General features: G+C 71.7%; 19 protein-coding genes. 12 read left to right on the forward strand and 7 right to left on the reverse strand.

Translation table 11 applies throughout. The features are described from left to right. Positions 1–171: 171 nt before the first annotated feature. Both gltB and J8N05_RS16270 read left to right on the forward strand, forming a co-directional pair. A complete protein-coding gene (gltB, locus tag J8N05_RS16265) occupies positions 172–4,767 on the forward strand; it encodes a glutamate synthase large subunit (protein WP_210883543.1) in 4,596 nt (1,531 codons plus the stop codon). Continuing rightward, positions 4,760–6,220, forward strand: a complete 1,461-nt coding sequence (locus tag J8N05_RS16270) for a glutamate synthase subunit beta (RefSeq protein WP_210883545.1) — start codon at positions 4,760–4,762, stop codon at positions 6,218–6,220. The genes gltB and J8N05_RS16270 overlap by 8 nt, the downstream gene beginning before the upstream one ends. A gap of 244 nt (positions 6,221–6,464) precedes the next feature. Here J8N05_RS16270 and J8N05_RS16275 read toward each other — a convergent pair whose 3' ends face one another. Next, positions 6,465–7,298, reverse strand: a complete 834-nt coding sequence (locus J8N05_RS16275; RefSeq protein WP_210883547.1) for a chitosanase — start codon at positions 7,296–7,298, stop codon at positions 6,465–6,467. Positions 7,299–7,372: 74 nt separating this feature from the next. Between J8N05_RS16275 and J8N05_RS16280 the strand changes: the two genes are divergently transcribed. From J8N05_RS16280 to qcrB, 3 genes are all read left to right on the forward strand, one after another. Beyond that, entirely contained in the window at positions 7,373–7,591 is a 219-nt protein-coding gene (locus J8N05_RS16280) for a hypothetical protein (protein ID WP_210883549.1), read from the forward strand. An 11-nt stretch (positions 7,592–7,602) separates the two neighbouring features. Continuing rightward, positions 7,603–8,706 (forward strand): hypothetical protein, encoded by a 1,104-nt coding sequence (locus tag J8N05_RS16285; protein ID WP_210883551.1) that lies wholly within the window; start codon positions 7,603–7,605, stop codon positions 8,704–8,706. Between the two features lie 598 nt (positions 8,707–9,304). Next, positions 9,305–10,933, forward strand: coding sequence for a cytochrome bc1 complex cytochrome b subunit (gene qcrB, locus J8N05_RS16290; protein ID WP_210883552.1), 1,629 nt, complete (start codon positions 9,305–9,307; stop codon positions 10,931–10,933). A gap of 2 nt (positions 10,934–10,935) precedes the next feature. On the opposite strand, the gene J8N05_RS16295 is transcribed toward qcrB, so the two are convergent. Then, positions 10,936–11,988 carry an acyl-CoA dehydrogenase family protein gene (locus tag J8N05_RS16295; RefSeq protein ID WP_210883554.1) on the reverse strand — a complete coding sequence of 351 codons (1,053 nt, stop codon included), beginning with the start codon at positions 11,986–11,988 and terminating at the stop codon, positions 10,936–10,938. Further along, positions 11,988–13,133, reverse strand: a complete 1,146-nt coding sequence (locus tag J8N05_RS16300; protein ID WP_210883556.1) for an acyl-CoA dehydrogenase family protein — start codon at positions 13,131–13,133, stop codon at positions 11,988–11,990. The genes J8N05_RS16295 and J8N05_RS16300 overlap by 1 nt, the downstream gene beginning before the upstream one ends. 116 nt (positions 13,134–13,249) lie before the next feature. Between J8N05_RS16300 and J8N05_RS16305 the strand changes: the two genes are divergently transcribed. From J8N05_RS16305 to J8N05_RS16315, 3 genes are all read left to right on the forward strand, one after another. Next, positions 13,250–14,074, forward strand: a complete 825-nt coding sequence (locus J8N05_RS16305; protein ID WP_210883558.1) for an SDR family oxidoreductase — start codon at positions 13,250–13,252, stop codon at positions 14,072–14,074. Between the two features lie 162 nt (positions 14,075–14,236). After that, a complete protein-coding gene (locus J8N05_RS16310) occupies positions 14,237–14,848 on the forward strand; it encodes a TetR/AcrR family transcriptional regulator (protein ID WP_210883560.1) in 612 nt (203 codons plus the stop codon). A gap of 35 nt (positions 14,849–14,883) precedes the next feature. Further along, on the forward strand, positions 14,884–16,041 hold the full coding sequence (locus J8N05_RS16315; RefSeq protein WP_210883562.1) for an acetyl-CoA C-acetyltransferase: 1,158 nt from the start codon (positions 14,884–14,886) through the stop codon (positions 16,039–16,041). Between the two features lie 78 nt (positions 16,042–16,119). On the opposite strand, the gene J8N05_RS16320 is transcribed toward J8N05_RS16315, so the two are convergent. The 4 genes from J8N05_RS16320 to J8N05_RS16335 are packed head-to-tail and all read right to left on the reverse strand — an operon-like array spanning position 16,120 to position 19,626. Continuing rightward, positions 16,120–17,175, reverse strand: a complete 1,056-nt coding sequence (locus J8N05_RS16320; protein WP_210883564.1) for an NAD(P)H-dependent flavin oxidoreductase — start codon at positions 17,173–17,175, stop codon at positions 16,120–16,122. Next, entirely contained in the window at positions 17,175–17,984 is an 810-nt protein-coding gene (locus J8N05_RS16325; RefSeq protein WP_210883566.1) for a CoA-transferase subunit beta, read from the reverse strand. Before J8N05_RS16325 ends, J8N05_RS16320 begins: the two co-directional genes overlap by 1 nt. Further along, entirely contained in the window at positions 17,981–18,844 is an 864-nt protein-coding gene (locus tag J8N05_RS16330; RefSeq protein WP_210883568.1) for a CoA transferase subunit A, read from the reverse strand. Before J8N05_RS16330 ends, J8N05_RS16325 begins: the two co-directional genes overlap by 4 nt. A gap of 2 nt (positions 18,845–18,846) precedes the next feature. Then, the gene (locus J8N05_RS16335) at positions 18,847–19,626 is read right to left on the reverse strand and encodes an enoyl-CoA hydratase family protein (protein ID WP_210883570.1); all 780 of its coding nucleotides are present in this window, start codon (positions 19,624–19,626) and stop codon (positions 18,847–18,849) included. A gap of 88 nt (positions 19,627–19,714) precedes the next feature. Between J8N05_RS16335 and J8N05_RS16340 the strand changes: the two genes are divergently transcribed. From J8N05_RS16340 to J8N05_RS16355, 4 genes are all read left to right on the forward strand, one after another. Then, on the forward strand, positions 19,715–20,506 hold the full coding sequence (locus J8N05_RS16340) for an SDR family oxidoreductase (RefSeq protein ID WP_247706299.1): 792 nt from the start codon (positions 19,715–19,717) through the stop codon (positions 20,504–20,506). 1 nt (position 20,507) lies between these two features. Beyond that, entirely contained in the window at positions 20,508–21,452 is a 945-nt protein-coding gene (locus tag J8N05_RS16345; RefSeq protein WP_210883572.1) for an SDR family oxidoreductase, read from the forward strand. A 151-nt stretch (positions 21,453–21,603) separates the two neighbouring features. Beyond that, positions 21,604–24,492: an AAA family ATPase gene (locus J8N05_RS16350; protein ID WP_210883573.1), complete on the forward strand. Its 2,889-nt coding sequence runs from the start codon at positions 21,604–21,606 to the stop codon at positions 24,490–24,492. A gap of 143 nt (positions 24,493–24,635) precedes the next feature. Continuing rightward, positions 24,636–25,730, forward strand: coding sequence for a hypothetical protein (locus J8N05_RS16355; RefSeq protein ID WP_210883574.1), 1,095 nt, complete (start codon positions 24,636–24,638; stop codon positions 25,728–25,730). Positions 25,731–25,910: the final 180 nt, after the last annotated feature.

Below are 25,910 nucleotides of genomic sequence, written 5' to 3' on the forward strand. Positions count from 1 at the left end.
GTGGCGTCCGCATGATGGAACGCGGTATCCGGTTCACGAGAACCGCTCCATCATGTAACCTGCACGAAATTTTGCACTCTCGCTAAGGGCCAACGTCGTCCCTCGGCACTTGCCCCCAGAGCCTCAAGGCCTGGGAGGTGCCCCCCAGACACGACGACGACGGGAGAGCCGATGCGTACGCCGCGCCAGCCGTCCCAGCACTCCGAGAATGGCCAGAACTGGTCCTTCATGGATGCTCGCCCTGCCGCGCAGGGAATGTACGACCCGCGCAACGAGCACGACGCCTGCGGCGTCGGCTTCGTGGCGACCCTCACCGGTGAGGCGAGCCACGCGCTGGTCGAACAGGCGCTGACCGTGCTCCGCAACCTGGAGCACCGCGGCGCGACCGGCTCGGAACCCGACTCCGGTGACGGCGCGGGCATCCTGTCCCAGGTCCCCGACGCCTTCTTCCGCGAGGTGGCCGAATTCGAGCTGCCCGAGGCCGGCTCGTACGCGGTCGGCATCGCCTTCCTGCCCGAGGACGGCACCGCCGACGCCGTCTCACGGATCGAGACGATCGCCGCCGAGGAGAACCTCACGGTGCTCGGCTGGCGCGAGGTCCCGGTCGCCCCCGGACTCCTCGGCGCCACCGCCCGCTCGACGATGCCCGCCTTCCGGCAGGTGTTCGTGGGGGACGGATCCAGCCAGGGCATCGACCTCGACCGCAAGGCGTTCGCGCTGCGCAAGCGTGCCGAGCGCGAGGCCGGCGTGTACTTCCCGTCGCTCTCCGCCCGCACCATCGTCTACAAGGGCATGCTGACCACCGGCCAGCTGGAGCCCTTCTTCCCGGACCTGTCCGACCGCCGCTTCGCCTCCGCGATCGCGCTCGTGCACTCCCGGTTCTCCACCAACACCTTCCCGAGCTGGCCGCTCGCCCACCCGTACCGCTTCGTCGCGCACAACGGCGAGATCAACACGGTCAAGGGCAACCGCAACTGGATGGTCGCCCGCGAGTCCCAGCTCGGCTCGGACCTCTTCGGCACCGACAAGGCCCTCGACCGGATCTTCCCGGTCTGTACGCCCGACGCGTCCGACTCCGCCTCCTTCGACGAGGTCCTGGAGCTGCTGCACCTCGGCGGCCGGTCCCTCCCGCACTCCGTGCTGATGATGATCCCGGAGGCCTGGGAGAACCACGCCTCCATGGACCCGGCCCGCCGCGCCTTCTACCAGTTCCACTCCACGATGATGGAGCCCTGGGACGGCCCGGCCTGCGTCACCTTCACCGACGGCACCCAGGTCGGCGCGGTCCTCGACCGCAACGGCCTGCGCCCCGGCCGCTACTGGGTCACCGACGACGGCCTCGTCGTCCTCGGCTCCGAGGTCGGCGTCCTCGACATCGACCCCGCGAAGGTCGTCCGCAAGGGCCGCCTGCAGCCCGGCCGCATGTTCCTCGTGGACACCGCCGAGCACCGGATCATCGAGGACGACGAGATCAAGGCCGGCCTCGCCGCCGAGAACCCGTACGCGGAGTGGCTGGAAGCCGGCGAGATCGAGCTCTCCGACCTGCCCGAGCGCGAGCACATCGTGCACACCCACGCCTCGGTCACCCGCCGCCAGCAGACCTTCGGCTACACCGAGGAAGAGCTGCGCGTCATCCTCGCCCCGATGGCCAAGACCGCCGGCGAGCCGCTCGGCTCCATGGGCACGGACTCGCCGATCGCGGCCCTGTCCGAGCGCCCCCGGCTGCTCTTCGACTACTTCACCCAGCTGTTCGCGCAGGTCACCAACCCGCCGCTGGACGCCATCCGCGAAGAGCTCGTCACCTCGCTGCGCTCCTCGCTGGGCCCCGCGGGCAACCTCCTCGAACCGACCGCCGCGTCCTGTCGAAGCGTCACCCTGCCCTTCCCGGTGATCGACAACGACGAGCTGGCCAAGCTCATCCACATCAACGCCGACGGCGACATGCCCGGCATGAAGGCCGCGACCCTCTCCGGCCTGTACCGCGTCTCCGGCGGCGGCGACTCTCTCGCCGCCCGCATCGCGGAGATCTGCACCGAGGCCGACGCCGCCATCGAGAACGGCGCCCGGCTGATCGTCCTCTCGGACCGGCACTCCGACGCCGAGCACGCGCCGATCCCCTCGCTGCTGCTCACCGCCGCCGTCCACCACCACCTCATCCGCACCAAGCAGCGCACCCAGGTGGGCCTGCTGGTCGAGGCGGGCGACGTCCGCGAGGTCCACCACGTGGCCCTCCTCATCGGCTTCGGCGCCGCGGCCGTCAACCCGTACCTCGCGATGGAGTCCGTCGAGGACCTGGTCAGGGCCGGTACGTTCCTGCCGGGCATGGAGCCCGAGCAGGCCATCCGCAACCTGATCTACGCGCTCGGCAAGGGCGTCCTCAAGGTCATGTCCAAGATGGGCATCTCCACCGTCGCCTCCTACCGCGGCGCCCAGGTCTTCGAGGCCGTCGGCCTCGACGCGGCCTTCGTGCAGAAGTACTTCAGCGGCACCGCCACCAAGATCGGCGGCGTCGGCATCGACGTCGTCGCCAAGGAGGTCGCCGCCCGCCACGCGAAGGCGTACCCGGCCAGCGGCATCGCGCCCGCGCACCGCGCCCTCGACATAGGCGGCGAGTACCAGTGGCGCCGCGAGGGCGAGCCCCACCTGTTCGACCCCGAGACGGTCTTCCGCCTCCAGCACTCGGCGCGCAGCAACCGCTACGACATCTTCAAGAAGTACACGGACCGCGTGAACGAGCAGTCCGAGCGCCTCATGACGCTGCGCGGCCTGTTCGGCTTCGACTCGGGCCGCGAGCCGATCTCCCTCGACGAGGTCGAGCCGGTCAGCGAGATCGTCAAGCGCTTCTCCACCGGCGCCATGTCGTACGGCTCCATCTCCAAGGAAGCCCACGAGACGCTCGCCATCGCCATGAACCAGCTGGGCGCCAAGTCCAACACCGGTGAGGGCGGCGAGGACCCGGACCGCCTCTACGACCCGGCGCGCCGCTCGTCCATCAAGCAGGTCGCCTCCGGCCGCTTCGGCGTCACCTCCGAGTACCTGGTCAACGCCGACGACATCCAGATCAAGATGGCCCAGGGCGCCAAGCCCGGCGAGGGCGGCCAGCTGCCCGGCCACAAGGTCTACCCGTGGGTCGCCAAGACCCGGCACAGCACCCCGGGCGTGGGCCTCATCTCCCCGCCCCCGCACCACGACATCTACTCCATCGAAGACCTCGCCCAGCTGATCCACGACCTGAAGAACGCGAACCCGCAGGCGCGGATCCACGTGAAGCTGGTCTCCGAGGTCGGCGTCGGCACGGTCGCCGCGGGTGTCTCCAAGGCCCACGCGGACGTCGTCCTCATCTCCGGCCACGACGGCGGAACGGGCGCCTCCCCGCTCACCTCGCTCAAGCACGCGGGCGGCCCCTGGGAGCTCGGCCTCGCCGAGACCCAGCAGACGCTGCTCCTCAACGGCCTGCGCGACCGCATCGTCGTGCAGACCGACGGGCAGCTCAAGACCGGCCGTGACGTCGTCATCGCCGCGCTCCTCGGCGCCGAGGAGTTCGGTTTCGCGACCGCGCCGCTCGTCGTCTCCGGCTGCGTCATGATGCGCGTCTGCCACCTCGACACCTGCCCGGTCGGCATCGCCACCCAGAACCCCGTCCTGCGCGACCGGTTCACGGGCAAGGCCGAGTACATCGTCAACTTCTTCAAGTTCATCGCCGAAGAGGTCCGCGAGATCCTCGCCGAGCTGGGCTTCCGCACCATCGAGGAGGCCGTCGGCCACGCCGAGGCGCTCGACGTGGCCCGCGCGGTCGACCACTGGAAGGCGCAGGGCCTGGACCTGGCCCCGCTCTTCCACGTGCCCGAGCTGCCCGAGGGCGCGGCCCTGCACCAGACCATCGAGCAGGACCACGGCCTGGAGAAGGCGCTCGACAACGAGCTGATCAAGCTCGCCGCCGACGCCCTCAACGCGACCGGCGCCACCGACGCCCAGCCGGTCCGCGCCCAGGTCGCCATCCGCAACATCAACCGCACGGTCGGCACCATGCTCGGCCACGAGGTGACGAAGAAGTTCGGCGGCGCGGGCCTGCCCGACGACACCGTCGACATCACCTTCACCGGCAGCGCGGGCCAGTCCTTCGGCGCGTTCCTGCCGCGCGGTGTGACGCTGCGCCTGGAGGGCGACGCCAACGACTACGTCGGCAAGGGCCTCTCCGGCGGCCGCGTGATCGTCCGTCCCGACCGGGGCGCCGACCACCTCGCCGAGTTCTCCACGATCGCCGGCAACACCATCGCGTACGGCGCGACGGGCGGCGAGCTGTTCCTGCGCGGCCGTACCGGCGAGCGCTTCTGCGTCCGCAACTCCGGCGCGACCGTCGTCGCCGAGGGCGTGGGCGACCACGGCTGCGAGTACATGACCGGTGGCCACGCCGTCGTCATCGGCGAGACGGGCCGCAACTTCGCGGCCGGCATGTCGGGCGGCATCGCGTACGTCATCGACCTGGACCGCGACAACGTCAACGCCGGGAACCTCGGCGCCGTCGAGGCACTGGACGACACGGACAAGCAGTGGCTGCACGACGTCGTGCGCCGGCACCAGGAGGAGACGGGCTCCACCGTCGCCGAGAAGCTCCTGGCCGAGTGGGACACCGCGGTGGACCGCTTCAGCAAGATCATCCCCAGCACGTACAAGGCAGTGCTCGCCGCCAAGGACGCCGCCGAGCGAGCCGGACTCGACGAGTCCGCGATCACCGAGAAGATGATGGAGGCGGCGACCAATGGCTGATCCCAAGGGCTTTCTGAACCACGGCCGAGAGGTCGCCAGGACCCGCCCCGTCCAGGAGCGCGTCAGGGACTGGAACGAGGTCTACGTCCCGGGCTCCCTCCTGCCCATCATCCCCACGCAGGCCTCGCGCTGCATGGACTGCGGCATCCCCTTCTGCCACAACGGCTGTCCGCTCGGGAACCTCATCCCCGAGTGGAACGACTTCGCGTACCGCGAGGACTGGTCCGCGGCCTCCGAGCGGCTGCACGCCACGAACAACTTCCCGGAGTTCACCGGCCGCCTGTGCCCCGCGCCCTGCGAGTCGGCGTGCGTGCTGGGCATCAACCAGCCCGCCGTGACCATCAAGAACGTCGAGGTCTCGATCATCGACAAGGCGTGGGACAGCGGCGACGTCGCCCCCCAGGCCCCCGAGCGCCTCTCCGGCAAGACGGTCGCGGTCATCGGCTCCGGCCCCGCGGGCCTCGCCGCCGCACAGCAGCTCACCCGCGCCGGCCACACGGTCGCCGTCTACGAGCGCGCCGACCGCGTCGGCGGCCTCCTGCGCTACGGCATCCCCGAGTTCAAGATGGAGAAGCGGCACATCAACCGCCGCATCGAGCAGATGCGCGCGGAGGGCACCCGCTTCCGTACGGGCATCGAGATCGGCCGCGACCTCAAGGCCACCGACCTGCGCAAGCGGTACGACGCCGTCGTCATCGCCGCCGGCGCCACCGTCTCCCGCGACCTGCCGGTCCCCGGCCGCGAGCTGAACGGCATCCACTTCGCCATGGAGTACCTGCCGCTCGCCAACAAGGTGCAGGAGGGCGACTTCGTGGCGCCCCCCATCACCGCCGAGGGCAAGCACGTCGTCGTCATCGGCGGCGGCGACACCGGCGCGGACTGCGTGGGCACCGCCCACCGCCAGGGCGCGGCCTCCGTCACCCAACTGGAGATCATGCCCCAGCCGGGCGAGGACCGCGCTCCGCACCAGCCGTGGCCGACGTTCCCCATGCTCTACAAGGTCACCTCCGCGCACGAGGAGGGCGGCGAGCGGGTCTACGCCGTCTCCACCACCCACTTCGAGGGCGACGAGGACGGCAACGTCCAGTGGCTGCACCTCGGCGAGGTCGAGTTCATCGACGGCAAGCTCACCCCGAAGCCGGGCACGGAGCGCAAGATCCCCGCCCAGCTCGTCACCCTCGCCATGGGCTTCACCGGCACCGACCAGGAGAACGGACTGGTCTCCCAGTTCGCCCTCGACCTCGACGAGCGCGGCAACATCGCCCGCGACCGCGACTACGCGACCAACGTGCCCGGCGTGTTCGTCGCCGGTGACGCCGGGCGCGGCCAGTCCCTCATCGTGTGGGCCATCGCGGAGGGCCGCTCGGCCGCCCGCGGGGTCGACCGCTTCCTGACGGGCGTCAGCGAGCTGCCGGCGCCGGTCCGCCCCACAGACCGCTCCCTGATGGTCTGACGCTCCACCCCCAAAGACGTCCCGTACAACGGTGTACGGAACTGAGCGCGGCGCCTGCCCTCGTCCCCGACCGGACCTGGTGGGCGCCGTGGTGCGTCCGCACGGGTTCGCGTCTGCGGGTTCGGTGGGGGCGGGCCTCAACGATTGCGCAGTTCCCCGCGCCCCCAGGTACCTGGGGGCGCGGGGAACTGCGCAAACGGGGGCTAGGGGGCGCAGCCCCCATGCGGTTACGGGGTGGGCAGGGCTACTTCACTTCGTACGGCTGGCCGTAGACCTTCCATTTTAGGGGCGTGTCCAGGTCCAGATTGCCGTCGTACAGGAACCGCCGCTGAGCCGTGTCCACACGAGACGTGTCCCCGCGCCCCTCGTCCTCCATCGTCTTCTTCCGCATGTCCAGGAAGATGTCGAGATACGCGGTCTCCTTGCCACCCTCCGCAGGAGTGTCCGCCTCCGCCATCGCCCGCTTACGGATGCCGAAGAAACCGGGATCGCTCCCGGGCCCGTGCATCACCATGGCGTCGTAGTAGATGAACTGACCCAGCACACCGAGCCCGTCACGCTTCGCGATCCGTACCGCGGGGTCGAAATACACCCGGTCCCGCTCGGAATCCTGGGCCCGCTGGAACGCGACTTTCCCCGCCTCCGCCTTCCAGGCAGCCACGAACCCGTCGCCCAACCCCTCATGCGACTCCGACCCGTCGACCTTCCGCAGGGCGGGCAGATAACGCGCCAGCGCATTCCCCGGATGCGCCTTCGTATAGCGCTCGACCAGGACGAGCAGATCATGCGTGCCGGTGGTGAAACCGATGATCCCCGCCGTGTACCCACGGCCGTCGTCGATGTCCTCGATGTAGTCGTACTGCGCACGCCAGTCCAGGCTGGAGTTCTCGGCGCTGGACACGATCCGCTGCGCCAGGTCCTTCTTCTCCGGCGCGTCCAGCCCGGCCGCACGCGCGTCGGGAGTGGCGCTCCGGCTGTCCGAACGTCCGCCGTCGTCACCGTGGCCGGGCACGACGAAGCAGGCGGCCACTGCGAACAGAGGGGCGACGACGAACAGCAGACGGCCAGCGCGTTTCATGAGCAAAGAGTACGATCGGCGCAGGGTGCCGTGCCGCACCGGGTGGATTTTCCGTGTACGCCGGGGGAGGTTCTGTGAGCGTGGAGGAACTGGCGCTGCTGCGGGCGGAGTTGGATGTTCCCCTACCGGACGGCTTCACGGAACTGGACGGCCCGCAGGCCCTGTTGCTCGCCCAGGCACTGCGCAGGGCCCGTGAGCGCCGAGCCTCCGGACTGCACGAGTCCGTCGAGGACGCCCTCACCCTCGTACCGGCCCTGACCAGGGAACCTGTCCGCCGGATGTTCTTCCGCTGAGGGGAATCCGCATGGACACACTGCGCGGCAGAGCCGAGACCCTGAAGCTCGCCCGGCTGCTGGACGTCGAGCCACAGCGACTGGCGTTCCTCGAAGAGCTGCCCGCCGACGACGTACGCCTCTTCCGCGAACACGCCGTCGCCGCGCTCTTCGGCGAGGACCCCGTCCTGCTCGACCGTATCGCCGGCATGACGAAACTGCTGCCCGCCGCCGTCGCCGCGGGCATCGCCCAGAAGGCACTGGGCCCGCGCCTGGCCGCCGCGCTCGCCGGCCGACTCGAACCGGCCCGCGCGGCCGACATCATCGACAGGCTCCCCGTCGACTTCACGGCCCGCTGCTGCCACCACGTCGACCCGCGCCGGATCGCCGGGATCATGGGCAGGCTGGACGACGACATCGTCGTACGCATCGCCCTGGTCCTCGCCGAACGCGGCGACCACCTCACGATGGGCCGGTTCGTCGGCCATCTGCGGGACTCGGCGCTGAAGAGCATCCTGCCGCAGCTCGCGGAAACGACTCTGCTGCGTACGGGGTTCGTCATCGACCATCCCGAGCGGCTCGGACACATCGTCGAACTGCTCGACGACCAACGGATCTCCGCGGTCATCGCGGCCGCCGCCGAGCACGATCTGTGGCCCGAGGCCATTGCCGTCGCGGGCATGGCAGCCGGGGAGCAGCGGGCCCGGATCGCGTCGCTGACCGCCGCGCAGCCGGAGGGGCGGCTCGACTCCCTGATACGCGCCACGGCCGAGCAGGGCCTGTGGGAGTCGCTGCTGCCGATCGTGTCGCTGCTGAGCGAGAACGAACTGCGGGCCGTCGCCGCGCTGCCCGCGCTGCGGGACCCCGCGGTGTTGGACGGACTCGTCCACGGAGTGGTGGCGACCGGGCTCTGGGGGGATTTTCTGCCGCTGGTGGGGGTGTTGCCGCCCAGTGCGCGGCGGGTGGTGGCGGGGGTTGCGGGGGCGCTCGACGACGCGGGCCTCGACGCGTTGGCCCGCGGGGTGGACAAGGAGGACCTCTGGGATCTGGTCCTCCCGCTCATCGAGCTGATGTCTGACTCGGTGCGGGAGCGGGTGCTTGCTGTGCGTGCGTTCCAGGAACGGTCGGCCGGGTAGCGGGGCCGGGCCCCTCCGGGGCGGGGTCTCGTCCCTACGGTGCGGCCCGGTGAGGGCTGGCCCAAAAGATCGCGCAGTTCCCCGCGCCCCTGAGGGGGGTGGGGGTGTGGCTTGAGGGTTGCGTCCGGGCCGGTGGGGGTGGGCCTAAAAGATTGCGCAGTTCCCCGCGCCCCTGAGCGGGTGGGGGTGGGCCTTGAGGATTGCGCAGTTCCCCGCGCCCCTGAGCGGGTGGGGGTGGGCCTTGAGGATTGCGCAGTTCCCCGCGCCCCTGAAGGGGTGGGAGCGAAAGAGCTTCGCGCTCCCTCCGGGAGGAGGGACCGCAAGTGTTGCCGGGGGGTGATGGCCCTCCGGCGTGGAGGGGGTGTGTCGGGATGTGTGGGCGCCGCGGCAACACGGCTTGACCCGACTTTGCGAGAGCGGCGACCGGACGTCCCGGCGCACCCCCGCCCCACCACGCACCTCAGGGGCGCGGGGAACTGCGCGACAAGCCCCCACCGGCGGTCAGCCAAGACACCGTCCGAACAACCCCTTCGCCTTCGCGGAACTCCGTGCCACTCTGAACGGCGAGCGACGAGCGGAGCCAACGGGGAGGCCACCTATGGACGCGCGAAGCGCGAAACGACCCGCGGACGCACCCCGCGGCGAACGCGTAGCCGACTGGGCAGACGGCCGCCTCGGCATCTACACCCTCGCCAAGACCCAGATGCGCAAGGTGTTCCCGGACCACTGGTCCTTCATGCTCGGCGAGATCTGCCTCTACAGCTTCCTCATCCTCATCCTCACCGGCGTCTACCTCACCCTCTTCTTCGAACCCAGCGGCGTGGAAGTGGTCTACAACGGCTCGTACGAACCCCTCAACGGCATCATCATGACGAGGGCGTACGAGTCCACCCTCGACATCAGCTTCGACGTCCGCGGCGGACTCCTCATCCGCCAGATCCACCACTGGGCAGCACTCGTCTTCGTCGCCGGAATGCTCGTCCACATGATGCGCGTGTTCTTCACCGGCGCGTTCCGCAAACCGCGCGAGCTGAACTGGGCCTTCGGCTGGACCCTGCTGTTCCTCGGCATCCTCACCGGCCTGACCGGCTACTCGCTCCCCGACGACCTGCTCTCAGGCACCGGCATCCGCTTCTCCCAGGGAGCGATCCTGGCCGTACCCGTCATCGGCACGTACCTCTCCTTCTTCCTCTTCGGCGGAGAGTTCCCGGGCCACGACATCATCTCCAGGCTCTTCCCGATCCACGTCCTCCTCCTGCCCGGGATCATGCTCGGCCTGGTCGTCGCCCATCTGATTTTGGTCTTCTACCACAAGCACACGCAGTACCCCGGCCCCGGCCGCGACCAGAAATCAGTGGTCGGCATGCCGTTCATGCCGGTCTACATGGCCAAGGCGGGCGGCTTCTTCTTCCTGGTCTTCGGCGTCCTGTCGATGATGGGCGCGATCGCCACGATCAACCCCGTGTGGGCGTTCGGCCCCTACCGCGCGGACCTCGTCACCACCGGCGCCCAGCCCGACTGGTACCTGGGCTTCTCCGAGGGCCTGATCCGGGTGATGCCGGGATGGGAGATCGACGCCTGGGGCCACACCCTGCAACTGGGCGTCTTCATCCCCTTCACCCTCTTCCCGCTGATCCTTCTCGCCATCGGCGTCTACCCGTTCATCGAAGCGTGGATCACCGGCGACAAACGCGAGCACCACATCCTCGACCGCCCCCGCAACGTCCCCACCCGCACCGCACTCGGCGTGTCCTGGCTGAGCCTGTACGCCGTACTCCTCATCGGCGGCGGCAACGACATCGTCGCCACCCACCTGCACCTGTCGATCAACGCGATCACCTGGTCCGTACGGATCGCCGTCATCCTCGTACCGCTCCTCGCCTTCGTCATCACCAAGCGGGTCTGCCTCGGCCTCCAGCGCCGCGACCGGGACAAGGTGCTGCACGGCAGGGAGTCCGGCAAGATCACACGGCTGCCGCACGGCGAGTACGTCGAGGTGCACGAACCCCTCACCCAGGGCCAGCGGTTCACGCTCACCCAGCACGACCAGCTCCCGCCCTACGACGTGGGCCCGCTCGTCGACGCGAACGGCGTGGAACGCAAGGCCAAACCGACCCGACGCCTGCGGGCCCGCCTCGCCCACGCCATGTACGGCCAGAACGCGCACATCCCCAAGCCGACCCCCGAGGAGTACCGCGAACTCACGAGCAGCGAAGACCACCACTGAGGTCAGCCGAACTTGTCACCTGCACCGAAATCCGCACCGGAATGTGCAATCCCACCCCCACCCAGCACCACCCCCCGGCACTCCCCAGGACTGCCCCAGGCGGACCGCAGCGCCCGCGCCTTGGTCAGCCACAGCGACAGGTCGTACTCCGCGGTGTAACCGATCGCGCCGTGCAACTGCAGGGCCGTACGGGCCGTCGTGTACGCCGCCTCGCAGGCCGCGACCTTGGCGGCGGCGACGTCGGCCGGGTCCATCGTCAGCGCGGCGCCGAAGACCAGCGGGCGCGCGAACTCCAGCGCGATCTTCGCGTCGGCCAGTCGGTGCCGGACCGCCTGGAAGGAGCCGACGGGCACACCGAACTGACTGCGCTGCTTCACGTACGCCACGGTCCTGTCGAGCAGGGTGAGCCCCACTCCGAGGGCCTGCGCGGCAGTCGCGAGCCGCGCCCAGCACAAGGCGTCGGCGGCCCCCGCGACGACCTGCGGCCCGGCCGCCAGGACTTGACCCCCCGGGCGGGGGAGGACAAGACGCCGTGCAGGATCAAGGGACCGGCGCACCCGCGAACGCAGCCCGGCACGATCCCCACCCCCCTGCACCACCCACAACTCCCCGCCCCCATCCCTGCAAACGCTCAACTCCACATCCGCCACATCCCCGTCCAGGACGTACGGCCCCCCACCCGGCAGAGCCACCGTCACGACCGTCTCCCCCGAGGCCACCCCCGGCAAGAACCTCTTCGCGAGGTGCGCGAACCCCGGCCCGGAGAGCAGCGCACCCGCCGCCACCGTCTCCACCACCGGCCCCGGCACCCCATGCCTCCCCAACTCCACGAAGGCGACGGCGAGTTCGACGGGCCGCGCCCCGACCCCCTCGTACGCCTCGGGTACCGCCAACGCGAACACGCCCAGCTCGGCGATCCGCGACCACAGCGCCCGCCCGGCCGCGTGGTCGCCGGCGCCCCAGGCCCGTACGACCGCGGGCGTGTCCGCGGCCGTCAGCAGGGCGTCCAACGAGCGCGCGAAGGCGGTCTGTTCGTCGTCCAGGAGGAAACGCATCAGCGACGCCCCCTCGGCAGGCCGAGAAGCCGCTCGGCGATGATGTCGCGCTGGATCTCGTTCGTGCCCGCGTAGATGGGCCCCGCGAGCGAGAAGACGTACCCTTCGCCCCACCCGCCTTCGGCGTCCGTCAACTCCCCCTCCCCACCCAGCAGATCGAGCGCCGTCTCGTGCAGGGCGATGTCGTACTCGGACCAGAAGACCTTGTTCAGGCTGGACTCCGGGCCGAGGGGCTCGCCGTCGAGGAAGCGGGACGCCGCCGCGTACGTGAACAGCTGGTACGCGCGGGCGCCGATCACCGCGTCGGCCACCCGGTCGCGCGTGTACGGGTCCCGGCCGCGCTCGTGCCACAGCGCGGCCAGCCGCTGCGCCGACGCCAGGAAACGGCCGGGGGAGCGGAGCGTCAGTCCGCGTTCGTTGCCCGCCGTCGACATCGCCACCCGCCACCCCTGGCCGGGCTCGCCGATCACGTCCTCGTCCGGCACGAACACCTCGTCCAGGAAGAGCTCGGCGAAGGCAGGCTTCCCGTCCAGCCGGCCGATCGGGCGGACGGTCACGCCCTGCGCCCGCAGGTCGAACATCAGATAGGTGAGGCCCTGATGGGGCTTCGGCATGTCCGGCTCGCTGCGGAACAGGCCGAACGCGCGGTCGGCGAACGCGGCCCGCGACGACCATGTCTTCTGCCCGCTCAGCAGCCACCCGCCGTCCGTACGCACCGCCCTGGACCTGAGCGAGGCGAGGTCGGACCCGGCCTCCGGCTCGGACCAGGCCTGCGCCCAGACGACCTCGCCGCGGGCCATCGGCGGCAGGACCCGCGCGCGCTGCTCCTCGGTGCCGTGGTCGAAGAGGGTCGGTGCGAGAAGGCTGACGCCGTTCTGCCCGACCCGGCCCGGAGCGCCCGCCGCCCAGTACTCCTCCTCGAAGACCAGCCACCGCGTCAGCCCGCAGTCCCGCCCGCCGTACGCGACCGGCCAGGACACCACCGACCAGCCGTCCGCGGCGAGTTCGGCCTCCCAGGCGCGGTGGACCGCGAAGCCCTCCTCGGTCTCCAGGGAGGGCAGCGGACCGGCCGGTACGTGCGCGTCGAGCCAGGCCCGGGCCTCGGCGCGGAACGCCTGATCGGCGGGGGAATACGTGAGATCCACGGTCACCTTCCTCGTGCTCGACCTGCTCGACCTGCTCGACCTGCTCGACCTGCTCGACCTGCTCGACCTGCTCGGACTGGTTCCCTAACAAGTGTTTGGTAGGTTAGCGTGGCCCTATGACAGACGTCGAGGGTCCGGTGTACGAGCCCGGGCACGGGCTGCTGAAAGGACGCACCGCCGTCATCACGGCCGCCGCCGGCGCGGGCATCGGCGGTGCCACGGCCCGCCGCTTCCTGGAGGAGGGCGCACGCGTGCTGATCAGCGACGCGCACGAGCGGCGGCTCAAGGAGTACGAGGCGGAGTTGGCGGCGGAGTTCGAGGGGGTCGCGGCGCTCGCCTGCGACGTCACCGACGAGGCCCAGGTGCAGACGCTCTTCGGCGCGGCCCTGCGGCTGCACGGGCGGCTCGACATCGTGGTCAACAACGCCGGTCTCGGCGGTACTTCGTCCCTCGTCGACATGAGCGACGAACAGTGGTCGCGGGTGCTCGACGTGACACTGAACGGCACGTTCCGGTGCACGCGCGCGGCCCTGCGAGCCTTCCGCGAAGGCGGCGACGGCGGCGAAGGCGACGGCGGGGGCGGCCAGGGCGGTCACGGCGGTGTGATCGTCAACAACGCCTCCGTGGTCGGCTGGCGCGCCCAGGCCGGCCAGGCGCACTACGCGGCGGCGAAAGCGGGCGTGATGGCGCTGACCAGGTGCGCGGCGGTGGAGGCGGCCGAATTCGGCGTACGGGTCAACGCCGTCTCACCGAGCCTCGCCATGCACCCGCATCTGGTGAAGGTGACGACCCCCGAACTGCTGGCGGAACTGACGGCCCGTGAGGCGTTCGGGCGGTACGCGGAGCCGTGGGAGGTGGCCAATGTGATCGTGTTCCTGGCGTCCGGGTACTCCTCGTATCTGACGGGTGAGGTGGTCTCGGTGAGCAGCCAGCATGCGTGAGCGCTCCGCTGGGGTTGGCCGTGGGTTTGGAGGTGTTGGCGTGGTGGTGTGTCTGCGGGGCCGTGGGGGTCGCCCCCAACGACTGCGCAGTTCCCCGCGCCCCTTGCGGGGTGGGGGCTGCGCCCCGCGGCCCTTGAGAGGCCCACGGCTCACAATGGGGGCGTGCCTACCAAGAAGAAGCCCCAGGTGACCGCCTCGCCCGAGCGGCGCCGTGAACTCCTCGGCACCGCCGCCGAGGTCTTCGCCGAGCAGGGCTACAACGCCACCACCGTACGCAAGATCGCGGACCACGCGGGCATGCTCGCGGGCAGCCTCTACTACCACTTCGACTCCAAGGAATCGATGCTGGAGGAGATCCTGCGGACCTTCCTCGACGAGCTGTGGGACGGCTACGACACCGTCCTCGACGCCGAACTGGGCCCGCGCGAGACGCTGGAGGCCCTGGTCACCGAGTCGTTCCGGGAGATCGACCGGCACCGCGCGGCCGTCGCGATCTACCAGAAGGAGTCCAAGCAGCTCGTCGCGCAGGAGCGCTTCGCGTTCCTCGCCGAGTCGCAGCGCAAGTTCGAGAAGGCGTGGCTCGCCACGCTGGAGCGGGGCGTGGCCGGCGAGGTCTTCCGGGACGACCTCGACATCCGGCTCACCTACCGGTTCGTGCGCGACACCGTGTGGGTCGCCGCGTCCTGGTACCGGCCCGGCGGACAGCACAGCCCGGACGAGATCGCCCGGCAGTACCTGTCGATGGTGCTGGACGGAATCGCCGTACGCAGTTGATCGCACCCGAACACAGCTGATCCAGGGGAGTTGGCATGGCCGAGGCCTACATCGTCGAAGCGGTCCGTACACCCGTGGGGCGTCGCAAGGGCGGCCTGAGCGGGGTCCACCCGGCCGACCTGGGAGCGCATGTGCTGAAGGCACTGGTCGCGCGCTCCGGAGTCGATCCGGCCGCCGTCGAGGACGTCGTCTTCGGATGCCTGGACGCCGTGGGACCGCAGGCCGGTGACATCGCCCGCACGTCCTGGCTGGCGGCCGGACTGCCCGAGGAGGTCCCGGGGGTGACGATCGACCGGCAGTGCGGCTCCTCGCAGCAGGCCCTGCACTTCGCCGCGCAGGGCGTCCTCTCCGGTACCCAGGACCTCGTGGTCGCGGGCGGTGTCCAGAACATGACGCAGATCCCCATCGCCTTCGCCTCCCGGCAGGCCGCCGAGCCGCTGGGCCTCACCCAGGGGCCGTTCGCGGGCAGCGAGGGATGGCGGGCCCGGTACGGGGACCGGCCCGTCAACCAGTTCCTCGGCGCCGAGTCCATCGCGGCCAAGTGGGGGATCGGCCGACGGGACCAGGAGGAGTTCGCCCTGCGGTCCCACCGGCGGGCGCTCCGCGCGATCGACGAGGGCCGCTTCGAGCGGGAGACCGTGCCGTTCGGCGACGTCACGGTCGACGAGGGGCCGCGCCGGGACACCTCGCTGGAGAAGATGGCGGGCCTGCGACCGGTCGTCGAGGGCGGCACCATCACCGCCGCCTGCTCCTCACAGGTGTCCGACGGGGCCGCCGCGATGCTGCTCGCCTCGGAACGGGCCGTCCGCGAGCACGGGCTCACCCCCCGGGCGCGCGTGCACCACCTCTCCGTGCGGGGGGAGGATCCGATACGGATGCTGTCGGCGCCGATTCCCGCCACCGCGTACGCCCTGAAGAAGGCCGGGATGTCCATCGGGGAGATCGATCTCGTCGAGATCAACGAGGCGTTCGCGCCCGTCGTCCTCGCCTGGCTGAAGGAGACCGGGGCGGATCCCGACCGGGTCAACGTCAACGGGGGTGCGATCGCGCTGGGACATCCCCTGGGGGCCACGGGGGTGAAGCTGATGACGACCCTGCTGCATGAACTGGAGCGGGTCGGGGGGCGGTTCGGGCTGCAGACGATGTGTGAGGGTGGGGGACAGGCGAACGTGACCATCGTCGAGCGGCTTTAGGTCTCGTTGTCGGCTGCGGGGCCGGTGGGGGCTTGTCGCGCAGTTCCCCGCGCCCCTGAAGGGCGCCCCGAGGGGCGCTCACGGTGGCCCCGGTTCGGGAAGCGCACGCAGTACCTCCCGGGCTTCGGCCATCACCCTCCCCACCAGGTCCGCGCACGACGGCAAGTCGTCGATCACGCCCGCCACCTGGCCCGACGCCATCACCCCGAGGTCCGTGCGGCCTTCCACCATGGACGCCCGCAGGAGCATGGGCGTGTTGGCGGCCAGCAGGACCTGGCTCCAGGTCAGGTCCTTGCCGTGCTTCATCGCCAGGCCGTCGCGGATCAGCTGTGGCCAGCCGAGACCCGAGAGCTTCCTGAAACCGGCGGCCCTGCGCACCGCCCGGGTCAGCGTCCTCGTACGGCCCGCTCCCTCCAGGGAGTCGACCAGTTCCGTACGGAGCATGCGGTGCGGCAGGCCGTCCACGGCGGTCGTCACCGTGACGTCCTTGACCGTCGCCGCGAGATACCGGGCCTTCACCGCGTCCGGCACCGTCGAGTCCGAGGTGAGGAGGAACCGGGTGCCCATGGCGACACCCGCCGCGCCGTAGGCGAGCGCCGCGACCAGGCCCCGGCCGTCGAAGAAGCCGCCCGCGGCGACGACGGGTATGCCGACCGCGTCCACGACCTGGGGCAGGAGCACGCTGGTCGCCACCTCGCCGGTGTGGCCGCCGCCCTCGCCGCCCTGCACGATCACCGCGTCCGCTCCCCATGCCGCCACCTTCTCGGCATGCCGGCGGGCCCCGATCGAGGGGACGACGACCACGCCCGCGTCCTTCAGTTCGGCGATCAGCTCACGGGACGGCGCGAGCGCGAACGAGGCGACCTTCACGCCCTCCTCCACGATGATCCGGACACGGTCGCGGGCGTCCCCCGCGTCCGCGCGGAGGTTCACCCCGAACGGCGCCTCCGTACGGGAGCGGACCTCGCGGATCGCCGCCCGCAGCTGATCCGGTGTCATCGTCGCGGAGGCGAGGATGCCCAGCGCGCCCGCGTTCGCCGTCGCGGAGACCAGGCGCGGGCCCGCCACCCAGCCCATCCCCGTCTGCACGATCGGATGCCGGACACCGACGAGCCGTGTGAGGGCGGTCTCCATCAGCCCTTGACCTCGCGGTCGCGCAGGCCCTTCGGGTCCAGGTCCTCGCGGATCGACCGCAGTTCCGCCGGTGACGGTTCACGCGTGTACGGGACGTCGTCCGGGACGGTCAGCTCGAAGCCCGTCGCCGCGGCCACCTCCTCGACCGTCACCCCCGGATGCAGCGAGGCGAGCCGCATCGAACGGTCCCCGGTCGCGAAGTCGAACACCCCGAGGTTCGACACCACCCGCGGGATGCGGTGGAAACGGGTCGCCGTGGGCCCCGCCGCCGCGGCACTGTCGTACCCCACCCCGCCGATCATGTCGACCTTCGGCACGAAGACCCGCGCCGAGTGCCTGGGCACCCAGTAACTGACCGGGTTGTTCAACGTGTTGACGGGACCGCCCCGCACCCCGAGCAACTGCCGGGTGGGCCGCTCCCAGTCGCCCACGCAGGAGATGTTCTGGTTGCCGAAGCGGTCGATCTGGCTCGCGCCCATCATCACGTGCCGGCGCCCGCCGGTCACCAGGGCCAGATGCTGCCGGTACGGCAACCAGCCCTCCGGAGTGCCGTCCGGACCGATCAGCAGCGCCTCGCCGTCGGTCAGCAGCAGGTCGGGCGAGAAGGTGCGCCGGGCCAGGCGGGCCCCTATCGACGGGATCAGGCCCATCGGGCTGGCCAGCACCTCGCCGTCGCCCCGCCACGCCTCCGCACAGGCGATCACGCAGTACTCGGCGCGGGTCACACCACTTCGGGTCACACCACTCCGGGGCGCGCCCGGGGCCGCGCCTGAGGTCGCACCCGGGTTCGCGCCCGGCACCGCGCTCATGTCTGCTCCTCGTGCCACGCCTCGACGGCGGTCCGGTAGGCCTGTTCGTCGCCCGCGAGGAACCTCCCGGCGAACTCGGGCCACGGCATGGACGCGTACAGCCGCTGGAAGGCCTCGTCCCGGTCGTGGTCGGGCGCGCACGACGTGAAGTGCGCGCCGCCCGGCGCCTCCACCACACCGCTCACGTTCAGCCGTTTGATCAGCAGGGTCTGGGGCGGTGCCGCCTTCGTCAGCTCCGCCGTGTCGACGATCCGCTCACAGGACACGTACGCCGTGCGGGCCGCCTCGCAGAACAGGTCGTCGAAGTACGGATCGGGGCCCAGATACCGGCCGTTGCCCGCGCGGTCGGCGCGGTTCACATGGACCAGTGCCGCGTCCAGCCGCAGGGCGGGCATGGCCACGAAGGTCTCGTACCCGCCCGTCGACTCGTCCTCGTACGGCGAAGTGACCGTACGCAGGCCGGGGTTGACCCGCATCACGTCCGAGCCGATGCCTGCCCGCACCGGCAGGAACGGGAGCCGGTTGGCCGCCGCCCGCAGCCCCCACATGAACATCGCCTCGTCGATCTCCATCAGTTCGAGCGAGCCGCTCTCCCGGGCCGCCCGGAAGTGCGGTTCGAGCGGGATCGAGTCGAGCGTCGCGAAAGGGGCGACCAGTTTCCGGATCCGCCCGGCCGCCGCCAGCATGCCGACGTCCGGGCCGCCGTACGAGACGACCGTGAGATCGGTGATCGTGGAGCGCAGCAGCGCCCGGACCAGAGCCATCGGTTTGCGGCGGGAGCCCCAGCCTCCGATACCGAGGGTCATCCCGCTCTCCAGCCGGGAGACGGCCTCGTCTGCGGTCATCGTCTTGTCGCCCATCCCTACCCGCCCTCCTTTCCGACGGTGTCCCGGACCCCGCGTGCGTCCCGGGCCCCGAACGTGTTCCGGACGCGCTCGCCCGTGCCGCCGAGGGCCGCCTCGAACGTGAAGCCCTGCTCGAAGCGGTAGCTGCGGCGCACGTCGACCGGGTCGATGCCGTTGATCGCGGCCTTGGCGAGCCGGATCAGCCGGCCGTCCTTGCCCGCGATCTCCCGGGCCAGCTCCAGCACGGCCGGGCGCAGCCGGTCGCGCGCCACGACCCGCCACACCGAGCCGTGCCCGTGCAGCTCCGCCGCGGTCGCCGTGCGCGAGGTGTAGTACAGCGCCCGCATCAGGTGCTGCGGCACCAGCCGGGACAGATGGGTGGCCGCGCCCAGCGCGCCCCGGTCCAGCTCGGGCAGCCCGAACGTGGCGTCGTCGCTCGCCACGATCGCGTCCGCGTTCCCCACCAGGCCTATCCCGCCGCCCAGACAGAAGCCGTGCACCTCCGCCACCACCGGCACCTCGCACTCGTACACCGCCGCGAAGGCCTCGGCGCAGCCGCGGTTGGCGCCCAGCAGGGCGCTGTCGCCCTCGGCCTGTATCTCCTTGATGTCCACGCCCGCGTTGAACCCCCGCCCCTCGGCGGCCAGCACCACACAGCGGTTCCCGGCGTCGCGGCCCGCCGCGCGCACGGCGTCGGCCAGCTCCGACCAGCCGCTCACCGGCAGCGCGTTCACCGGCGGGAAGTCGACCGTGACGACGGAAATCCCTTTTTCCGGGGACGAGGTGGAGACACCCATGGACGCATCAGCTACCTTTCCACCAAACGTTTGTTAGGTTCGATCCGATGTCGAAGGTAACAGCGAATGCCGACGGGCGGGAGGCCCTGTGGACAACTGGCCGGGCGGGCGATCGGAGGGGGTGCCCGGCGGGCGGTCGGGCAAGCGGCTCGTGGTGGTCACGGGCGGGACCAGGGGCGTCGGCGCCGGGATCGCTGAGGCGTTCGCCGAGGCGGGTGACGAGGTCGTGGTCTGTGCGCGCAGACCACCGCGAGCACCGCTCGACGGCGTCGGGTTCGTCCCCCTCGACCTGCGGGACCCGTCGGCGGTCCAAGCCTTCTTCGGGCGGCTGCCCCGGCTCGACGTCCTCGTCAACAACGCGGGCGGCGCCCCCTACCGGCTGCTCGCCGGGACGGAGGCCGAGCGGCACGCGCGCGTGATCGACCTCAACCTCGTCGCACCCCTCACGGCCTCCCTGGCGGCGTACGACCTGCTGAAGCGGGCCCGGGGTTCCATCGTGATGATCGGCAGCGTCAGCGGGACCCGGCCCTCGCCCGGCACGGCGGCCTACGGGGCCGCGAAGGCCGGACTGGAGAACCTGGCCCGCTCGATGGCCGCGGAGTGGGCACCGGAGGTGCGGGTCAACACGCTCGTCGTCGGGATGGTCCGCACCGAGCTTTCCCACCTCCACTACGGGGGCGAGGACGGCATCGAGGCCGTCTCCCGCACCGTCCCGCTGGGGCGGCTCGCCGTGCCCACGGACATCGGCAGGGCGGCCGTCTTCCTCGCGTCGGACGCCGCCGCGTACATCACCGGGGCCGGTCTCCTCGTCCACGGCGGCGGCGAACGGCCCGCCTTCCTGGACGCCGCGACCGTCAACAAGACCGACAGGGAGCACTGACATGACCTCAGGCACAGGCGTCGGCGCCGGTCTCTGCGACGGGCGGGTGGTGGTCGTCACGGGCGCCGGGCGCGGGCTCGGACGGGCCCACGCGCTCGCCTTCGCGGCCGAAGGAGCACGCGTCGTCGTCAACGACCTGGGCGTCGGACTCGACGGCTCCCCGGGGGCCGGCACCCCGGGGGTCGGCATCCCGGCCCGGCAGGTCGTCGAGGAGATCCGGGCGGCGGGCGGCGAGGCCGTCGCACACGCCGGGGACATCGCCACGACCGAGGGCGCCGCGTCCCTCGTGGAGACGGCGCTCGACGCCTTCGGAGGGCTCGACACCCTCGTGAACAACGCCGGGTTCCTGCGCGACCGTATGCTGGTCAATCTTGACGAGGACGACTGGGACGCCGTCATGCGCGTCCACCTGAAGGGCCACTTCCTGCCGCTGAAGCACGCCGCCGCGCACTGGCGGGCGCAGGCGAAAACAGGGCTCGTGCCCGAGGCCCGGGTCGTCAACACCAGCTCCGGAGCGGGCCTTTCCGGATCCGTCGGACAGGGCAACTACAGCGCGGCCAAGGCCGGCATCATCGGGCTCACCCTGGTCGCCGCCGCCGAGATGGGGCGCTACGGAGTACAGGTCAACGCCATCGCGCCGGCCGCGCGGACCCGGATGACCGAGGCTGCCTTCGCCCAGGCCATGGCGGCACCGGACAGCGGTTTCGACGCGATGGCCCCCGAGAACGTGTCACCGCTCGTCGTCTGGCTCGGCTCGGCCGCGAGCGCCGGGGTCACCGGGCGGGTCTTCGAGACCGAGGGCGGCCGGATCACCGTCATGGACGGCTGGCGGCCCGGTCCCGGCGTCGACAAGGGGGCCCGGTGGAGCCCCGCCGAGGCCGGGGACACCGCACGGGAGCTCCTCGCACGGGCCCAGGCCCCGACCGCGGTCCACGGGACGCAGTAAGCAGCCGCGGCGCACGGGACGCAGTAAGTACAGGACGCGGTGAGCAGCAGTAAGTAATGGGCCAGAACGGGAAAGGCCGGGGAACGCTGGACCCCGTACCCCTCGCTCGCGAGGATGCCCAGCAGGGCGGGGCGGGCGGAGGTGGGGCTCGGTGGAGTTCGTCGGACGGTCGGACAGCCTCGCGCTCCTCGCGGCGGCCCGCGAGCGCGCCCGTGCGGGACAGCCCCAGCGCGTCCTCGTCGAAGGCCCGGCGGGCATCGGCAAGACGGCCCTCGTACGCCGCTTCCTGCGCGACGACACCCGTGCGCCGGAAGGTACGCGTGTGCAGGCGGGCACGCGTGTGCTGTACGGGGCGGGGGAGGAGGCGGAGTCGCAGCTGGCGTTCGGCGTGCTGGAACAGTTGCTGGGCCGCGGCGGTGGCGTTGGAGGTCGAGGCGGAGGTGGCGAGGGTTCCACCGCCGGTCGTCGCCCCGACGCGCACACCGCCGGGGCGGAACTGCTGGAGGCGCTGGACGAGGCCCAAGGAGCGGACGGGCCCGAAACCTCCGCCCCCGAAACCCCAGCCCCAGCCCCCGCCCCCGTCACCCCAGCCCGCGACACCCCCGTCGTCGCCCTCGTCCTGGACGACGCCCAATGGGCCGATCACCCCTCGCTCCAGGCGCTCGCCTTCGCCGTGCGCCGGTTGCGCGCCGACCGGGTGATCGTCCTCGTCGTCGTGCGCGAGGCACAGGACCCGCGGCTGCCCGAGGGGCTGCGCAGGCTGTTCACGTCCGACGACACCGTGCGCGTACGCCTCCACGGACTCGGCCCCGCCGAACTGACCGAACTCGGCGACGAGGCGGGCGCGCCGAGACTCACCGCACGAGCGGCCACGCGGCTGCACGCGCACACCGGCGGAAACCCCCTGCACGTCAAGGCACTGCTGGAACAGGAAGGCACGAGCCTGCTGGAGGCGCTCGGCGAGCCCGACGTGACACCGCCCGCGCCCAAGTCGTTCACGGCACTCGTCCTCGCGAAGCTCGCCGCCTGCTCACCGGCCGCCGACGCCCTGGTCTGCGCGGCGGCCGTCCTGGGCACCCACTGCGCGCAGGCCGACGCCTGGGAGGTCGCCGACGAGGACCTCCTCGCCGAGGAGCGCAGCGGCGCCGACCTGCTCACAGCGCTCGAAGAGGCCGTCCACGCGGGCCTGCTGACCGAGACGCCCGGCGACCCCGTGGTCCGCTTCCCGCACCCCCTCGTGCACGCCGCCGTCTACCACCAGCTCGGCCCCTCCCGCCGGGCCGCCCTGCACCTGCGCGCCGCCCGCACGGTCCGGGACCAGGCACAGCGGTTACGGCACCGGGCCCTCGCCGCGACCGGCCCCGACCAGGAACTCGCCGCCGAACTCGCCGCGCTGGGGCGGAGCTTCGTCGCCGAAGGAGCCTGGGCGAACGCCGCGAACCAACTGGCCGCCGCCGCCCGGCTCGACGCGGACCGGTCAGCGTACGAGCAGTACACCCTGGAGTCCGTCGAATGCGCCCTGCTCGCCGGGGACGTGCCGGACATGGGCGAGGCCGCCCAGCGGATCGCGCGGTTCACGCCCGGCGGCTGGCGCAGCTATCTCCTCGGCCGACTGAGCCTGTACGACCTGGACCGGGCCGAGGCGCTGCTCACCGACGCCTGGCACCGCTGCGACCCCGCGGCGGACCCGGTCCTCGGCGCCCGGATCGCGGGCCAGTTCGCCGCCCTGCACGGCAGCATGGCGCACGGCGCCGAGATGGCCGAGTGGGCGGACCTCGCACTGCGCCTCGCCCCGGACGACACCGCACCCGACGACACCGCCACCGACATGATCCGCGTCCTGCGCCTCAACGGCCTCGCCATGAGCGGCCGGGCCCCGGAGGCCCTCGCCGGCCTTGGCCCGCTGCCCGACCCGGCGCTCGCCGGCCCCGCCCAACTGGAGGAACTCCTCGGCCGGGGCACCCTGCGCGAGTGGACCGGCGACCTCACCGGCGCCCTCCGGGACCTGAGCGGCGTGTTCGGCGCATGCCACGGCCGCGCGGCTTCCTTCCGGGTGCTCGCCGCGACCGCGCTGGCCTCCGCCGAGTACCGCGCCGGCCGCTGGGACGACGCGATCGTCCACACCGACCTCGCCCTCTCCCTGGCAGCCGACACCGACCAGCCGCACATCGCCCTGTACTGCCGGATGCTCGCCACCCAGGTGCACGCGGTGCGCGGCGCGTTCGGCAGAGCACAGGCACACGCGCGCGTGGCCCGCGTCTACGCGGGCGCCGGCCATCTCAACCCCGGCCTGTGGGCCGCGCTCGCCGAAGCGCACCTCGCCCGCGTCCAGGGGCGGCCCGAGGACGTCGTCACCGCCCTGGAACCGCTGCTCGCGCTCGCCCCGCGCGGCGACCTGGAGGAGCCGGGCACCGTCTCCTGGGCCGACCTGCTGGCCGAGGCGTGGGCCGCCCTCGGCGACGAGAAACGCGCCGCACAGGCCCTGGCCCCCTACGAGGTCCTCGCCACCCGGCGCGGCCACCACACCGCCCTCCTGGCCGCCGCCCGGGCCCGCGGAACCCTGGAGGCCGCACGCGGCGACACGGTGGCCGCCGAGCGGGCCTTCCGCTCCGGACTCAAGCACGCCGGGCAGGTCGAAGCACCCCTGGACCGCGCGCTGCTGCACCTCGCGTACGGCGGTTTCCTGCGCCGTACCGGCCGCCGCACCAAGGCGGGCGAGCGGCTGCGCACCGCCCGCGACCTGCTCGTACGCCTCGACGCACCGCCCGATCTGGAGCGCTGCGAGCGGGAGCTGGCGGCCTGCGGGCTCGCGTCCGGCGAGCGGCGGCCACGGAACCGGGGAGCGGCCCTGCTCACACCGCAGGAACTCGCCGTCGCCCGGCTGGTCGCCTCCGGGCTCACCAACCGGCAGGTGGCGCGGGAACTCGTCATCAGCGTCAAGACCGTCGAGTACCACCTCGGCCGGATCTTCCCCAAGCTGGGCGTGGACTCCCGGACGCGTCTCGCGGCCCTGCTCGCCGCCGAGGACGCAGGCACCTAGGGATTTCCCCGGGGCGCACCCGGGGGCGCCCGCGCCCTCTTCTCCGTAGCGTCGGTCGCACCTCCACGGAGACAACGGAGACAACGGAGAACGGAAAGCGGAAGCAGCCGTGGAGGAGCGGTAGCGACGGGGGACGGACAGCAATGCCGGAGAACACTCATCGCGTGGTCACCGACGTCCCGCACGCCAAGGTGCGGGACGTCACCGAACGCGTCGTCCAGGAACTCATCCTCGCGGCCGACAAAGTGGCCGCGCATCACGTCGAACCCGCCAAGTACCCGCTGCCCGCGGACAGGGCCGCAGCCGAGCACCTGTTCCTGCGGCGCTTCGACACCCTCGGCGACGACAGGAAGAAGAAGGCGGGGGTCACGGTCCTGGCCGACGTGCGGACCGGCGCCGTACGCAGCAGGCGTCTCGGGGACCTCGCGCGCGTGGACCTGCGGTCACCCGCCTCGGTGGACACCCAGGTCAAACGCCTCGGCTTTCCCGAACGGCTGCGGTTCCCCGCGGACGGACTGCGCAGGCCACCGGCCTCCCTCGTCCCCGGCCTCCTCCCGGACGAGCCGGCTCCGTCGCGTCCGACGGCCGTACCGAACGCCCTGCACAGGCTGGAACTGCGCATCCGGCGGGTGAAGTGCCTGAACGGGACCTTCGCATGGGGCTCCGACGAGATCCGCCTCGCGGGGACCGGGGTGGACGGCAGCGGCGAGCCCCGGCAGATCCGCCCGTTCAAGGTACGCGGCTTCGACGACGGCGACGTCAGGCTGTACGACCCGCCCCGGCGCTTCCACTGGTTCGGCCTCGACGAGGGCACCGGACACCCGAAGTCGTACTTCGTCACGCTGGTGCTCACCGAGGACGACGGGGGCGGCTTGGCGGAGTACGTCGACACCCTGCTCGAACTCGTCAGGAAGAAGGTCACCGCCCATCTCGCCGCAGCCGCGGGCAGCGCGGCCGACCCCTCGGGCGGCACTTCGGTCGCCCCCTCGGTCGGCTTCTCGGGCGGACCCGTCGGGATCCTCGTCGGGATGGCCATCGCAACGGCGGTCGACCGGGTCTTCGACCGGCTCGCGGACCTGTACGGGGACGAGGCATTCAAGCCCGTCACCGTCTGCGCGGTCGTCCCGGCGCTCACCGGCCGCTGGGCGGGACGCCCGGTCACGGCACCCGCGGTCGCCGACTTCCACGGGCACGGCGGGCACTACCGGCTGACGTACGACTGGCGCATGTACGACTGACGGGCAGCGCGCGCATGCTCACCCACCTCGGGGGATGCGGGGGATACGGGGGTGCGGGGGAGCGGGGGAGGCAGGCCGGAAGGCCGCCGTCCGTCCACGGGACAGCCGGACGGCGGCCTTCCACTGCCGCGCCCGCGCTTTTTTTGGGGGCGCGGGGAACTGCGCGCCCGGCCCCGACGC

The sequence above is a fragment of the Streptomyces liliiviolaceus genome (assembly GCF_018070025.1).
GTDB classification, from domain to species: domain Bacteria; phylum Actinomycetota; class Actinomycetes; order Streptomycetales; family Streptomycetaceae; genus Streptomyces; species Streptomyces liliiviolaceus.

What these genes read in the sequence shown, in the direction of transcription:
- J8N05_RS16305 (WP_210883558.1), top strand. Translation starts at nt 13,250, where the DNA reads ATGACAGACGTCGAGGGTCCGGTGTACGAGCCCGGGCACGGGCTGCTG.
- J8N05_RS16285 (WP_210883551.1), top strand. Translation starts at nt 7,603, where the DNA reads ATGGACACACTGCGCGGCAGAGCCGAGACCCTGAAGCTCGCCCGGCTG.
- J8N05_RS16275 (WP_210883547.1), bottom strand. Translation starts at nt 7,298, where the DNA reads ATGAAACGCGCTGGCCGTCTGCTGTTCGTCGTCGCCCCTCTGTTCGCA.
- J8N05_RS16320 (WP_210883564.1), bottom strand. Translation starts at nt 17,175, where the DNA reads ATGGAGACCGCCCTCACACGGCTCGTCGGTGTCCGGCATCCGATCGTG.
- J8N05_RS16335 (WP_210883570.1), bottom strand. Translation starts at nt 19,626, where the DNA reads ATGGGTGTCTCCACCTCGTCCCCGGAAAAAGGGATTTCCGTCGTCACG.
- J8N05_RS16270 (WP_210883545.1), top strand. Translation starts at nt 4,760, where the DNA reads ATGGCTGATCCCAAGGGCTTTCTGAACCACGGCCGAGAGGTCGCCAGG.
- qcrB (WP_210883552.1), top strand. Translation starts at nt 9,305, where the DNA reads ATGGACGCGCGAAGCGCGAAACGACCCGCGGACGCACCCCGCGGCGAA.
- J8N05_RS16325 (WP_210883566.1), bottom strand. Translation starts at nt 17,984, where the DNA reads ATGAGCGCGGTGCCGGGCGCGAACCCGGGTGCGACCTCAGGCGCGGCC.
- J8N05_RS16330 (WP_210883568.1), bottom strand. Translation starts at nt 18,844, where the DNA reads ATGGGCGACAAGACGATGACCGCAGACGAGGCCGTCTCCCGGCTGGAG.
- J8N05_RS16345 (WP_210883572.1), top strand. Translation starts at nt 20,508, where the DNA reads ATGACCTCAGGCACAGGCGTCGGCGCCGGTCTCTGCGACGGGCGGGTG.
- J8N05_RS16355 (WP_210883574.1), top strand. Translation starts at nt 24,636, where the DNA reads ATGCCGGAGAACACTCATCGCGTGGTCACCGACGTCCCGCACGCCAAG.
- gltB (WP_210883543.1), top strand. Translation starts at nt 172, where the DNA reads ATGCGTACGCCGCGCCAGCCGTCCCAGCACTCCGAGAATGGCCAGAAC.
- J8N05_RS16315 (WP_210883562.1), top strand. Translation starts at nt 14,884, where the DNA reads ATGGCCGAGGCCTACATCGTCGAAGCGGTCCGTACACCCGTGGGGCGT.
- J8N05_RS16295 (WP_210883554.1), bottom strand. Translation starts at nt 11,988, where the DNA reads ATGCGTTTCCTCCTGGACGACGAACAGACCGCCTTCGCGCGCTCGTTG.